Raw genomic sequence first — 13,864 nt, 5'->3', positions numbered from 1 at the left:
GCCGCGCCGCCAGGAACGTCAACTTCGCCTCCTCCACCCCGGACAGCATGCCCAGGCGGATCCCGGTGGCCGACTCCACCGCGTCGAGCACCTCCCCACGGTTCGGTGCGTCCCGGACCGCGGCCGTGGCATACGCGAAGAGCTGATCGACATCGGTACGGCGGACCTCCTTCGCGGCCGCGGCCACCGCGGTGACGACGCGGCCCAGACCCTCCGCCGTGATCGTGCCGTCCCGCCGGACGGTCTGGGCCAGCAAGGTCCGCCGCTTCCACGCATGCGCCACCACCGGCAGGTCACCCCCGTGACCCACGTCCGTGTCCGCAACCACCATGTTGACGGCATTCGACCCGACATCAAGAACTGCCAGACGCATTGGCGCCGCATACCCCCGGACCGGCAGAACTCACGCCAGCCTTCAAGATCATCGACACGGCCGACCCGCCCCGCACAAGACGAGGCTTTCGTGCCGAGGCCGGTCGATCACACTGCCAGGCACCGAAGGTGGCGACGAGGCTGGACAGCACCGCGGCCACGCCGAGCACCGCAACCGGACCAGCGGCCCCCGCCGCGGCGCGGGCCACAGCAACCCCAGGAATCCGAAGATCAAATACGCCCCCCGACAGTCCGCACCGCACCTGTACGGCCTCAGGCGCGGTGCCACGACCGTGCGCCCGTGGCGCTCGTGGACCATCAGGTCAGGTGTGTTGATAGGACCCGACCGGTGACCACAGCGTGCGCTAACTCCGCAGGGCCGCGGCGCAGTCGGGGTCGAGGTGCTTGCGCAGCTTGGCCAGCGCACCCGCGAGCAGCCGGGAGACGTGCATCTGCGAGACGCCGATCTGCGCGGCGATGCCGCCCTGGGTCTGGTTGCCGTAGAAGCGCAGCGCGATGATCCGCTGTTCGCGCTCGGTCAGACAGGCCATCGCCGCCGGCATCGCGATGCGCAGTTCGGCCAGCTCGTAGCCGTGGTCCTCCGAGCCGATCATCTCGGACAGTTCGGAGCCGGGAGTCTCCCCGACCGGCGCGGACAACGAGACGGCCCGGTAGGCGCGTCCGCCCTCCAACCCTTCGAGCACCGCCTCCTCACAGACGCCCAGGTGGGCGGCGATGTCGGCGACGGTCGGTGACCGGCTCACGGTCTGGGTCAGCTCCGCCTGAGCGCGGTTGATCGCCAGGCGCATCTCCTGCAACCGGCGTGGAATACGCATCGACCAGGTGCGGTCGCGGAAATGCCGCTTGACCTCACCGAGGATGGTCGGGATCGCATAGCTGACGAAGTCGCTGCCATGGTCCGGGTCGAATCCGTCTATCGCCTTGATCAGTCCGACCGTCGCCGTCTGCAGCAGGTCGTCGAACGGTTCGCCGCGGCCCGCGTAGCGGCGGGTGAGCCGCTGTGCCATCGGCAGCCAGGCCTCGATCGCCCGGCCGCGGAGCGCGGGGCGGTCCGGGTGGTCCACAGGCAGTTCCGCCAGGGCCAGCACCAGGTCGGTCGCGTGGTTGTCGGCCTCGGTCGGACGGTGCTGGACGGCGCCCTGCGCCCTTGACCGGATCGCTGCGGTCTCGGACGTCGCCATGGTTGTGTGCATGGTGTCCTCTCGAATGCGAGAAGTCAGAAGATCTCGCGGGACAGCGAGCGGCACACGAACGTGGCTTGGGGGAACCGGCCAGGGTGCCACCGCTACGGCGTCACCGCGCGTCGGTAGTTCGGCACATTTCTTGACCGGTCCGTCCAACGTAGCCGACCGGTCGATCAATGACCAACCGAAAGTACGATTGTCATGAATCAATCTCGCGACCTGCGGTGCGAGATCAACAGACGCGCCAGTCCCCCGGACTCCGACTGCGTGCCGTCGGCCGCACATCGGCGCGCCGCCCGCGAGGGCCTCGACGGGACCCTGGTCGACCTGCGGCTCGCGGGGATGCTGCGACCGGCCTCGCGCAGGTGTATGCCGCGCCGATCCCCCGCAACACCTCATGCACCGTGGTGATCTGGCCAAGCGCATCGGGCGCAGACGCGTCGACGACGTGCAATGCCAGGTCAGCGCGGGTGACCTCGTCGAGCGTCGACCGGAAGGCCTCGATCAGCTGGTGCGGCAGGTTGCGGACGAAACCGACCGTGTCGGTGAGCGTGAACGTGACACCCTGGGCCGTCGTTCTGCACACCGTCGGGTCCAGCGTGGCGAACAGGGCATCCTGACTGAGCGCATCGGCGCCGGTGAGCCGGTTGAGCAACGCCGACTTGCCGGCATTGGTGTAGCCGGTGATCGCCACCGACGGAACCTGACGACGGGTACGGCGTCTCTGCGTACGTTCGCGGCGCCGACCCAGCTCGGCCACTCGTTCGCGCAGCCCGGCCGCCCGCCGACGCAGCCGCCGGCGCTGGATCTCCAGGCGCATTTCACCGGGACCACGCACACCCATGCCGGCGCCGCCGACCACCCGGCCACCACCGACCCGCGACATGGTGCGACCGGCGCGCTGCAACCGGGGCAGCTGATACGCGATCTGCGCCAGTTCGATCTGCATACGGCCCTCGCTGGTACGGGCATGCTCGGCAAAGATGTCCAGGATCAGCGCCGCACGGTCGACCACTGGCACACCCAGCCGGCCGTGCAGGTTGCGCGCCTGTCCCGGCGTCAGCTCACCGTCGACGATCACCACCTCGGCGGCACAGCGTCGCACCGCCGCGGCAAGCTCATCCGCCTTGCCCGAGCCGACATACGTCGCCGGATCGGGCCGGTTCCGACTCTGTACCACTGTCTCGACCGCGGTCAGCCCGTCGGTGTCGACCAGACGCTCCAGCTCCCGCAGCGACGTGTCCGTACCGGGTGCGCCTTCCTCCGTCCGGTCCTCCTGAGCGACTGCCACCAGCACCGCCCGGGGCGGCTCTTCCCGATTGTCACGGGCCTGGGCTCCCAGCAACCACGCACCAGCCATGAATTCCTCCGTCTGCCGTCGGGTCGCCACCGACTACCCATCCGGCAGCGCCTAATGCCAGACCACCGGCTCCGCGCTCCGGGCATCTGGCGCAGTTGCCCGACGAGCGCCGGCACCGGCTGGACGCGGACCTCGACCGTGAGAACCCACATCCGCCGGCTCGGCGCGACCGGGAGCATCAGCTGCAGGCCATGCCGCGCCGACCCGCCTGCGCCATGCAGCACGACCACCAATCGGTACGGCCCCGTGTCGACCGGCTCGGACACGTACGTCAGGGCCGGCAGCCCGCGACGGATCCCACGATCGGCACCAGCCCGGTGCGGGTGGCCGGTCGGAACTGGCGCGCTGAGACGAACGCTCAACCGGCCGTGCGCGTGCCCCGGTTCCTCGATGATCGGCACACTCCCTCGACGTCGCCGCACCGGGAACGAGTATCGCCAGAACGTCACGGTCCACTGACCGAAGCCATCATCGCCCTGGCGGAGACACCGAACCACGCTTCCGGCCTGGAGGAGCGCCTCACCGTGATCGCCGCCCTGGCCGCCGGCCGGGTCGCCGCTGCAGACTACGCGTCGATCACGACGCTGCACCTGGGCGGCCGTGCACCCCTCGCCCTGCTGCTGCGGCGGGTGCCGGTGCTGCCTTTGCCCCGGCCCGCCGCGGCACAGCTGGTCGCGGCGCAGGACGTTGCGGACCTGGTGGGCCGAGCCGTGCTCGCCCGCGCGGCGGGCACCTTCAACGTCGCCGGCGAACCGGTGCTGACTCCCGCGGTCCTGGCGCGCCTGCTCGGTGGCCGGCACCTGCCGGCCTCCCGCGAGGCCCTGAAGCGCTTGCCGCCGTGACGTGGCGGCTGCGGCTGCAGCGGCTGGACCCGTCCTGGGTGGATCTGATCATGGACACTCCGTTGCTCGACTGCGCCCGGGCCCGCGCCGAACTCGGCTGGCATCCCCGGTACGACGCACGCGCACGGTGATGGCGACCCGCCGGGCGGCCGCCGACGGCGCCGGTACCGCCAGTCCGCTCCTGCGCCCGTTGCAGCCGCGCGGGAGCCGGCCGCCGACATGGCGGTAACCGGGTCGCGCCCGCCGCCTGCTTCCCAGCTGAGGCGACCGGCCCGGCCAGGATGGGAGCCGGGTGACCACGAACCATGGAGGACAGATGTCGAGCAGTGCCGAGGAATACGAGGAACTTCGGGTCGCAGCGAAGGAGCGGATCGAGGACATGCCGGGTGAGACGGCGCTCGGCAACGCCGACCCGGCGGCCGGCGGGTACGGCGACCCCAGGGAGTACGAAGACGACAAGGCGTACAGCGAGGACGAATAACGATCGCAGGCAAGCGGGGAGCCGCCCTCGGTCTTCAGCTCTCCGGTCCCCGCACGGCGAGCCGGGCCAGTTGCGGGAGCAGCCACGGCGCAATGTGCCGGCGTACCCCGTCCGGAGTGAAGTGCAGGCCGTCGCTGCGGATCCGTACCTCGCCGGCCCGCCAGGTGAACTTCCCGTCCGGGCAGACCCGCCGGTTGAGGTCGAGGACCACGGCATCGTGGCGCTTGGCTGCCTCACGCAGCAGGGCGTTCCAGGAATCGGCCCGCTGCGGCTGGTCCTCCGGCCACAGCCCGCCGTCGGGCCGTTCCGCCCGGCGGGTGTAGGGCGCGGTGAGCAGCACCGGCAGCGCGCCCTGTGCGGTGACGATGTCGATCGCCAGATCCAGTTCCTTGCGCAGGTACGTGTCATAATCCGGCTGGCCGACATGCCGGTACCGACCGTTGAGCTTGCGGTCCATCAACTCCCAGCGGTCCAGCAGGATCACCGCCACGTCCGGATCGTCGGCGCGCACGTTCCGGCGCCAGCGACGGTCCCAGGTGTCGCAGCCGGGATAGTTGGTGTGCGCGAAGCCGATGTAGCGGATCTCCGGTAGCCGGGCGATGCCGCAGCCCTGCACGCCACGGGTCTCGACGTCGAGCTTCGTCTGCGGGGGCAGGTAGGTGCCGAGCGTCCAGGCGACGGAGTCACCGAAGATGCTGATCCGGGGCTTGGCGCCGGGACGGCGGCCGGGACGCCGCATCGGGGGTGGCGTCGTCGCCACGGTGCGCGGCGCGCGCGTCCGCGCTTCGGCGGTGGGCACGGCGAGGGCCTGATCGAGGTCGATGGCCGGGTTGGGAGGCACCGGCGGCGGTACGGTCGCCAGCACGGCGAGCACCGCGGTCGCCGCCATCGCGCCACCGGCCACCGTCGGTGTCAGCGCCGGCCGGTGACTCCACCGCGCGTGCCGCAACGGCTGCTCCACCAGCAGATACGACGCCGTGGCGACAGCCAGGGTGGCCCCGCACCGTGCCGCCAACAGACCTGGACCGGTCAAGTCGACACGTTCGGCGTTGAGCCACTGGAACAGCGGCCAGTGCCACAGGTAGACGCCGTACGAGATCCGCCCGAGCCAGACCAGAGGGGCGACGGCCAGCAACCGCGCCGTCGGCGAGCGGGGGCACATAACGGCGTGGGCGAGGACGGCGACGACGGCCAGCGCGGCGGCGGCGAAGCCACCGGGGTAAAGCCACGGATCGGCCCCGTCGGCGTTGACCCACAGCCAGCCGGTGACACCGGCACCGGCGCCGGCGAGCACGCCGAGCAGCCGCCCGGTCATCGGCCAGGTCTCGGTGTCGGCCGTACGCCCGGTCAGCGCGACGGCCAGCGCCGCCCCGGCCAGCAGGGCCATCGCCCGGGTGTCGGTCCCGTAGTAGGCCCGGTCCACGCCGGCCGCTTCGAACAGCCGCGCCGCGGCGAGGGCTGACCCGGCCGCACCGGCACCGCACACCACCAGCAGCACGGCTCGGCCGTGACGGCGGGCCAACACCAGCAACGCCACCACCAGCAGCGGCCAGCACAGGTAGAACTGTTCCTCGATCCCCAGCGACCAGGTGTGCTGCACCGCGGACGGCCCCGCCGTCTCCGCGAAGTAGCCGCCGCCGCGACTCAGCATCCGCCAGTTGGCGACGTAGGCGATCGCCGCGAGGACGTCCAGACGCAGCGCCGGGAGTTCCTCGGCGGGCAGCGTCCAGTGGCCGATGACCACCACAACGGCGAGGACGAGCAGCAACGCCGGCAGCAACCGGCGAGCCCGGCGCGCCCAGAAGGCGGGCAGATCGATACGCCCGGACCGCTGTTGTTCAGCGAGCAGCAAGGAGGTGATCAGGAAACCGGAGAGCACGAAGAACGCGTCCACACCCAGGAAACCACCGCCGAGCGCGCCGACCCCGCCGTGAAACAGCAGGACCGCGGCGACGGAAAGGGCTCGGACACCATCCAGAGCCGGATGATAGGACAACGATCGCGAGGATCCAGCCACGACGGTGACTTCCCCGTACGGCCGGTTCTACACCACCCGGACGCGGGCCGTCTCCGCCTGTTCGCCGGACAGGCGGTCAATCGGGTCGGTACTCTCGGTCTCGCCCGACCATGGCGAGGTAGTTCGGGTCGGAGGTGATCGGGACGGGCCCGAGCGGCGGCGGGTCGTCCGGTCCGTAGCCGGATCAGCTCGCGGGCCAGGGTGGAGACGGGCTGAGCGTAGACCCCTGGTAGATGTGTGCAGGAACGGGATTTCGCCGCGGGCACGGATACCTGCGACCGCCCGCACCAGGCGGGTGGCCAGGCCTTGGCCGCGGTGGGCGGGGTCGGTGCAGACCGCGCTGATCTCCGTCCAGCCGGGCGGGTGCAGCCGTTCGTCGGCCATGGCGACCAGCGCGCCGCCGGCGACGGCCTCGGTGCCCTTCGAGACGGGCAGGCTCTCGCCGGTCAGCGCGGACTCCGCGACGGCCGCGGCGGCCTTGCCCTCCTGCTGCAGCCCCAGGACCGCGTTGAACAGCGTCAACAGGATGCCGGTCTCAAGCTCCACCTTGCCCGCGGCGAACCTGTTCTGGCCGTACCGCGCGGTCCGCGCCTCGACCTCGGCCGCGGCACCCAGGCCCCTATGAGCGAAGACGCCGCCACCGATACCGGTCGAAGGGTAGCGTCCCTGGGGGAACATTTACTCCCATATACTCACTAGAGGAATTCGGCTATGCGTGCATCGTTCGATAAGTTGATCTCGGCTACCGGATTGTTGATCGCGGCCGTCCTTCTCGTTGCCGGGGGGCTGCTCGCCTACGCGTACGTCTACATCGGGAATGAGGTGGAGTCTCAGCTCAGCGTGCAGGACATCACCATGCCCGAGGGCGCCGCTCTGCAGTCACTCCCGCCAGCCGATCAAGACGCGCTGAAGCCCTATGCCGGCAGTCCGATGGACACCGGACCGGAGGCCAAGGCGTATGCGGACCACTACATCCAGGCCCACATGAACGCGGCCTCCGGCGGCAAGGCCTACTCGGAGGTCAGCGGCGCGTATACCGTGATGACTCCGGAGCAGAAGGCCAGCCCGGAAGGCCTGCAACTGGCAGGGCTACGCAATACCCTGTTCCAGGGCAACACCCTGCGCGGTCTGCTGCTTTACGGGGCCGCGTTCGCGACGATGGGCACGATCGCGGGTTTGGCGGCGATCGGCGCCTTCGTCGGGGCGGTGATCCTGCTGGCACTCGGGCTCATGGGCCTGCGACACGCGCGTCGCATGGAACAGGCGACCGCCGGGGATCGGCCAGACGGCAGCCTCCAAGCGTCGTGAGCCGTAAAGCGTGTGCTGTGACGGATCCGAGTTCTCGTACATGGCGTGAAGGACCCACGTGGACGCCGGCCAGCCGAGGGCAGCGAAGCCGGTCATGACCCGCCGACCCGGCATGCTGGATCATCGATTTAGCATCCGGTCCTTCCGAGGATGCCTTTTGACAGCGTGGCGTCTTCGCCGCTGAGGTGCAGGCGCAGGCCGTCGGGTTGGACGTCGACCGCCCCGTACGCGAGCCCAGCTGGCAGCGGCGGCAGCGGGTATGTGGTGGCGCCGGCCGTCACCTGGGCCAACACGTTCTTGGCGGGGAAGAGGACGCCGAACATCCGGATCTGCCGGGGCGACAGGTCGAGGGTGCTGCCGGTGATGGCGGGCTACGTGGAACACGGTGAACTCCCCCGGTAGGAGAGTGACGAAGCCCTGGTCCACCACCGCGCCGGGATGAATGCGCTCGGCCTGCAGCAGCAGGTCACGGGCCAGCCCGACGGCCTGCAACGCCTCCGGTATGCCGCGGAAGCCGTGCGCGTGGTCGGCTACGCCGGGGATCGGCAGCAACTTGTTGACGCTGCCCGCGGCCAGCACCAACCGGTGGTAGCCCAGTGTGCCCCGATTGCCTTCCGGGCCCGTCCACGACACCGTCCGGGCGTCGACGTCGACCCCGTCGGCCTGACCCAACACCAGCCGCACCCCCGGCAGCGTGTCGGCGAGCGGCACGGTGACCCGCCGCGGATCGAGGACCCCGCCGGCGACCTCCGGGAGCAGCGGCAGGTAGAGGAAGTAGTCCGTCGGGTTGAGCAGTGCCACCTCAGTGGCGCCGCGGGCCTTGCGCAGCAGGGTCCGGGCTGCGTGGAAGCCGGCGAACCCGGCTCCCACGATGACGATGCGCGCACGCCCCATTGTCCTGCTCTGATCTGTCGACCCGACCCGATACACCCTCGCGTACCCGTCGATCGGGGTGAGAAACAGCGGCCGGCCGCCGCACACCGTCGGCACAGGTCACCGCCGCGGCCGATGAACGGCGGCGACGGTGAACTACGGATGCGCCGCCCGTATCGGTGCGATGTTCCCGCCGCCATCGCGGATTCGTCGCGGCTGCCCGCTCGTCCGCGTCGGCCGCGCGATACAGGTGAGCAAGTTTGCACGCCGCCGAAAGCGTCGAGCCCCACATCGCGGAGCGCGGCGCCGAGACACATCCCGAGCACGACGGGACCGCAGCTGACGTCTCGCAGCGCGAGGGCCCCCTCCTCGCGGGGCCGGTCACGGTAGCGGCCGAAACACCATCGACGTCCGCGCCGGACACCGCGATGATCGCCAGTCGTTGCCACGGTGTGAGCGGCGGCCCGAACCGGACGTCCATCACATCATTCTGGCGACGCCGAAGCCGTCACAGGACGGCAAGGCAGCGAAGCAGCGTCGTTTCCCGCTTCGATACCCGGTCCTCACCGCTGATGGAATCGCATGCGGGGCAGGACATGCTCGCCGTAGAAATCGATCACGCGGTGCTGGTCGGCCTGCCCGGAATGCGCCATCGGGATACCGCCCGGTTCCTCGCAGCCTCGTACGGCCTCGTACGAGCTCATGCGTGGGCCAGCCAGGTGGTCACGATGCATTCTCATCGGCAATCGGGGTCGCGATCAGCCACCCGCCATAACGCTGTGTGATCAGTGGACTCGCGTCGCTTGGTGCTGGAACAGCGACAAGCTGGGCCCCTCTGACGCCGCCTCGCCCACAGGCCAAGCCGTTGCCACTGCTGGAGCTACCTAACGTCTACCTGCCGCCGCCTCCGGCACCCCGGTTGTACGGGTACGGCACGCCGGGATGCCGGCCGGCACCCGACTTCCGCCCACCGCCTGCTGTACGTACCGCCGGTCCGCCCGCCGGCCGTCTCCCGGCGCGCCCGCCGATACGGATCGTCCGTTCTTCTGAGGCTGTCCGGGACGCCACCGGACCTCCGCGGGGCCGGCGTGGCACGTGGGTGGTCCGGGGACCGCCCACGTGCCACGGTGATTCAGAGGGTCGGCACGAGGTTCAGATCGTTGGTGATGAGCACCCGGTCGAGCAGGGTGCCGTCTTCGCGGTAGGCGTAGCTGATGGTGTGCGCCCCGGCGGCGAGATTGACCACGACCGGGGTGTCGCTGCTCGCGTCGTCGGTGACGTTCGCCCAGTGCCAGGAGCCGCCCGGGGTGATGTCGTTCCAGTCGACCCAGGTGCCGCCGTCGACGCGTACCCAGAATGAGTCGTCCTTGTTGGTCGGCGCGATGACCCGGCCCCACAACTTGTACGTGCCGGCGGCCGTCACGGTGAAGGGGATCACCGACGAACCGTTGGACGGCGGCGCCGAGTTGCTGTTGTTGCCCGCCGTCACCGCGATGTACTGCCCGCCCGAGGCGTTGCTGTCGTTCTTGACCTGCATCGGCGCGATGATCGTGCCGCTCTCCGCCTCCGCCGTCACGGTGACCGTGTCCGGCGGGGTGCCGCACGACGCGGTGGAACCGGACGAGTGGATCCGGGGGGAGCCGCTGTTGGACACGCAGTACCCGGTGACCGACTGGAAGCCGAGGTCGTACGGGCTGTTGCTGCCGCGTTCCACGGTGAAGTGGTCGAACCTGAGGTTCCTGCCGTTGTCCGCGATGACCGCCGGACGGCCGTCGTTGGAGGCGAACCGTACCGAGCTGTTGTTGAACGTGATGTTGTTGGCGTTGTGGAGGTACCAGCCGTACGCCGGCCGCGTACCGATGCTGTTCGGGTTGTAGTTGTTCGGGTCGTTGCCAGGCACGCCGGTGGACATCGTGCCGTTGCCGCCGGGAACGGTCAGGTTGACGTTGTTGAAGGTCACGTCGCTGATCCGGTTACCGCCGGACTCGCCCCACAGGGTCGGGCTGAACGACGGGCTGACCCCGGTACCGGTGATGTTGTCGTAGGTGATGTTGCTGATGTGCCCGACTCCGGGACTGTTGCCGCAGCGTCGTCGGGTGCCGATCTTCTGCATGATGGGCGACCGGACGCCGGTCATCGTGATATCCCGGTAGTGCACGTCGGAGATGTCGGCGCCGTCCATCGAGACCATCCCGAGCCCGGACTTGTCGGCGCCGGTGATGGTGATCCGCTGGAATGTGTAGTCGGAGAAGTCACCGCACGTCTCAGAGCCGAACATCAGCGCGTTGCAGCAGCCCGCGGAGAGGTGTGAGTCGGTGACTCTCACGTGCCCGTTGGGCAGTTTGGCGCCCAGCGCGTAGTCGCTCTTGAACACGAGCGCGTCGTCGTTGCCGGCGATGTCGGCGTTGGTCACGGTGACGTTCGAGGCGCTGATGACGTTCCAGCCGTCCCGGTCGCTCGCGGTGTCGATGCGCAGCGCGTCGGAGGTGATGTTGTTGCAGCTGTTGGTGAGAATCGCGAAATGGCCGCCGCGGCGGAACCGGACACCGTTGAGCGTCAGCCGGTTGCACCGGGTCAACGACAGGATCTTGTCGGCCTGCCCGGAGTCGGGGTTGCCGGTGATCAGGTGGCCGCCGCCGTCGATCGTGCCGGAGCCGGTGAACGCGATGTCGGTGAGTCTGTCGCCCCACATCATCGCGTTGTGGAAGTGGCTGTGCCCGTAGTCCTGGTACTGGTCGAACGGGTTCGACTCCGGTGCGTCGTAGCCGGTACCGGACGCGCCGATGATCGTGGCACCCGCGTCGAGCTGGATCGTGATGCTGCTCTTCAGGTGGATCGAGTTGGACGACTTGTAGGTGCCCGACGGCGCGCGTACCGTGCCGCCGCCCGCTGCAGCGGCGGCGTTGATCGCCCGTTGGATGGCGGGGGTGTCGTTGCTCGAGCCGTTGCCGGTCGCGCCGTAGTCACGAATGTTGAAGGTGCCGGCCGCCGACGCGTCGCCGTCGGCGACGATCAGGGTGGCGCTGATCGCCAGTACCGAGAGCGCGGCCAGCCATCCGGCTGGGTGCCAGCCGGCGAGTCCGCGACTGTTTCTGCCCATGCTTCGCCTCCAGAGTGGATGGTTTGGTACCGGCTCCGGCGCGGTCGACCCGGCACCTTGCTGCGGGGCGAGTCGCGGCGGGCGCCTACCCGACGACGATCCGGTCGAGGTCGGGTGCGTTGGCGGTGTCGTTGAAGAACCTGATGCTGTTGGCGCCCGTGTTGAGCGAGACGTTGACCATGGCGGTCACCGGGGTCGCCCAGTCCGTTCCGGTGAGCGGGACCTGGATCGCGGGCCCGCCGTTGACCGAAACGAAGAACATCCTCGTACCGCTGACGACGCCGTGGATGGTGAGCTGGTGGCTACCGGCCGACGCGACCGTCACGCCGTTGACCGTCACCCAGTTGTTGGCGCTGTTGCCGATGAAGCGCACCTTCGAGCCGCCGGAGCATCCGGAGCACGTGTTCGTGGCGGCGTTGCCGTTCAGCGTGTTGCCGGACGCCTCCGCCTCGTACGAGCGCTGGGTCGGCGGTGTGGTTCCGCCTCCCGGGTAGTCCGAACCGATCCAGGCTTCGTCGATGCCGAGCCGCTTGTACCGCGTGCTGTCGGTGGACGCCGCATAGGTGTCGACGACCTCGAGCCGTACGTGGCGGGTGTTGGCGGCGGGCAGGTCGATGATGGCGACGCCGCGCGCGCTCGGCAGCGACCCGGTCTTGACGGGACTCCCCCAGTTGGTGCCGTCGGCCGAGAAGTAGACGCGATAATTCTTGATCCGCGCAGACTGCTCGGTCGCCGAACGGGCGTAGCTCACCGAGTCTTCCCGCTGGTTCACGCCGATGTACTGGACACGCTTGGTCGAGCCGAGGTCGAAGCTCAGCGACACCGGAGTGGTCTTGTTGCTGTTCCAGTAGGTCAGATAGTCGCCGTCGGCCGCGGCGGAAGCGGGGTGGCCGCTCGCCGACGCGCCGGCGCTCATCGTGTAAGAGGACGGCGGGTAGATCCCCGGCCGGCCGTTCGTCGTCACCGTGAACACAGTGTCGTAGGTGTCCCAGGAGCCGAGCGCGGAGAGCGTCAAGGTGCCGCCGCTCTGCGAGTAGCTGATCGCCGCTCCGGTGCGCAGATTGGTCACGCCGGTCACCACATACCCGTTGTCGCGAACCTTGAGCGTGTTCGTCGACGGCGGCGTGAGCACGTGCAGGTACTGCAGGTTGGGGTTGGCCTTGCTGATCGTGGTGACCCCGTGCGCACCGTCGTTCCAGAATCCCGGCTTGAGGCCGCCGTACATGTATCCGCCGCCCTCGGTGCCGTGCAACGAGGGCCAGATTCCCTCGAGGTACGTGTCGGCGAAGTTGTTGAACGACTCCTGGTTGCTCGGGAAGCGGCCGTTGACCTGTGCGGTCTCGGCCATCAGCGCCTTGACGGAGGAGCCGGCGTTGGTGATCAGCCGGCCCAGCGTGAGCTTGCGGTCGACGGACGGGTTGGACCCGTCGTACCACCAGGCCCCGGTCGCGGGCAGTTTGAAGTCGGCCTCGATGAGCCGCGGCGCCGCCGTGTAGACCGCCTGCGGATAGTCGTAACCGGGCGTCATGCCGCTCTTCTGCTCGTTGCTGATCATGTCCATGATCGGGGTGTCTTCGTTGTTGTTGCTGAGCGTGAAACTCGGCCGGTCGGCCCGGATCCGCTCGTAGAGTCCATGGTCGATCCAGTACTGGTTATCGTTGTCGATCCAGAAGCCGCCGAGGTTCGGATACCGCTGCATGACCTCGACGAAGTTGTCGTAGCTGAACTCACCGAAGCCGTCGCGGACGGTCAGGTCGACGGCGTGTCCCTTGTAGCTCGAGTAGGCCGACGAGTTGAGCCAGTCGCCCGACGGCAGCCCTTGGTTGTGCCACTGCGGGTCGTCGGTCATGTAGAGGATCACCTTCAGATGCTGGGTGTCGGCCGCCGTGATCAGCTCGCCGAGGAAGTCGCGTTTCGTGCTGCAGCTGCCCGGGATCGAGGAGGGCCAGGCGCGGGCATAGCCGAGGCGGCTGTGGAACGACGTGAGCACCAGGTACTGCGCGTGCAGCTTCTTGGCCTCGTTGACCCAGTAGTCAGCGGACCACCCGCCGTTGGTGACGTCGTTCTCCCACGTGGCGCAGTTCGTGTGCTGCGGCGACGTGCGCAGTCCCCAGTGCAGAAACAGCCCGGCGGTCGAGCCGCGGAGGAACTGCTGGCGCGGATGTTGCAGCTCGGCATGGGCCGCCGGGGCGCCGAACACCGCCAGCGAGCCAAGGAGGACAAGCGTGGCGATCGACGAGACGCGCAGCCTCGCCCAGAGGCGATTTCGTGTCACTGAACCCTCCCAGACGACCGTGTCACTGAGC

At 69.2% G+C, this 13,864-nt stretch carries 10 protein-coding genes and 2 pseudogenes; 4 read left to right on the top strand and 8 right to left on the bottom strand.

Translation table 11 applies throughout. The annotated features are described in order from the left end of the window. From AB0F10_RS09910 to hflX, 3 genes and pseudogenes are all read right to left on the bottom strand, one after another. Positions 1-331: pseudogene (locus tag AB0F10_RS09910) on the bottom strand (Ppx/GppA family phosphatase); the annotation flags it as partial. Positions 332-737: 406 nt separating this feature from the next. After that, positions 738-1,574: a SigB/SigF/SigG family RNA polymerase sigma factor gene (locus AB0F10_RS09905; protein WP_360621999.1), complete on the bottom strand. Its 837-nt coding sequence runs from the start codon at positions 1,572-1,574 to the stop codon at positions 738-740. A gap of 235 nt (positions 1,575-1,809) precedes the next feature. Then, a complete protein-coding gene (hflX, locus tag AB0F10_RS09900) occupies positions 1,810-2,937 on the bottom strand; it encodes a GTPase HflX (RefSeq protein WP_360621997.1) in 1,128 nt (375 codons plus the stop codon). Between the two features lie 524 nt (positions 2,938-3,461). Here hflX and AB0F10_RS09895 point away from each other — a divergent pair. From AB0F10_RS09895 to AB0F10_RS09885, 3 genes are all read left to right on the top strand, one after another. Then, on the top strand, positions 3,462-3,779 hold the full coding sequence (locus tag AB0F10_RS09895; protein ID WP_360621995.1) for a hypothetical protein: 318 nt from the start codon (positions 3,462-3,464) through the stop codon (positions 3,777-3,779). Next, positions 3,776-3,910, top strand: a complete 135-nt coding sequence (locus tag AB0F10_RS09890) for a hypothetical protein (protein WP_360621993.1) — start codon at positions 3,776-3,778, stop codon at positions 3,908-3,910. The genes AB0F10_RS09895 and AB0F10_RS09890 overlap by 4 nt, the downstream gene beginning before the upstream one ends. A gap of 185 nt (positions 3,911-4,095) precedes the next feature. Continuing rightward, positions 4,096-4,260 (top strand): hypothetical protein, encoded by a 165-nt coding sequence (locus tag AB0F10_RS09885; RefSeq protein ID WP_360621991.1) that lies wholly within the window; start codon positions 4,096-4,098, stop codon positions 4,258-4,260. A gap of 34 nt (positions 4,261-4,294) precedes the next feature. Here AB0F10_RS09885 and AB0F10_RS09880 read toward each other — a convergent pair whose 3' ends face one another. Both AB0F10_RS09880 and AB0F10_RS09875 read right to left on the bottom strand, forming a co-directional pair. Next, positions 4,295-6,256, bottom strand: coding sequence for an acyltransferase family protein (locus AB0F10_RS09880; protein ID WP_360621989.1), 1,962 nt, complete (start codon positions 6,254-6,256; stop codon positions 4,295-4,297). Positions 6,257-6,304: 48 nt separating this feature from the next. After that, a complete protein-coding gene (locus AB0F10_RS09875; protein ID WP_360621987.1) occupies positions 6,305-6,955 on the bottom strand; it encodes a GNAT family N-acetyltransferase in 651 nt (216 codons plus the stop codon). Between the two features lie 33 nt (positions 6,956-6,988). Here AB0F10_RS09875 and AB0F10_RS09870 point away from each other — a divergent pair, with 33 nt between their 5' ends. Beyond that, a complete protein-coding gene (locus AB0F10_RS09870; RefSeq protein WP_360621985.1) occupies positions 6,989-7,585 on the top strand; it encodes a hypothetical protein in 597 nt (198 codons plus the stop codon). A 489-nt stretch (positions 7,586-8,074) separates the two neighbouring features. Here the strand turns inward: AB0F10_RS09870 and AB0F10_RS09865 are convergent. The 3 genes and pseudogenes from AB0F10_RS09865 to AB0F10_RS09855 form a co-directional block, all read right to left on the bottom strand. Beyond that, a pseudogene (locus tag AB0F10_RS09865) lies at positions 8,075-8,479 on the bottom strand (FAD-dependent oxidoreductase); the annotation flags it as partial. Positions 8,480-9,590: 1,111 nt separating this feature from the next. Further along, a complete protein-coding gene (locus AB0F10_RS09860) occupies positions 9,591-11,558 on the bottom strand; it encodes a glycosyl hydrolase family 28 protein (protein WP_360621983.1) in 1,968 nt (655 codons plus the stop codon). 85 nt (positions 11,559-11,643) lie between these two features. Further along, a complete protein-coding gene (locus AB0F10_RS09855; protein ID WP_360621981.1) occupies positions 11,644-13,833 on the bottom strand; it encodes a discoidin domain-containing protein in 2,190 nt (729 codons plus the stop codon). Between the last annotated feature and the right edge of the window lie 31 nt (positions 13,834-13,864).

The sequence above is a fragment of the Actinoplanes sp. NPDC026623 genome (assembly GCF_040638275.1).
Classification (GTDB): Bacteria; Actinomycetota; Actinomycetes; order Mycobacteriales; family Micromonosporaceae; genus Actinoplanes.
This window is presented reverse-complemented; position numbering and strand designations above follow the sequence as displayed.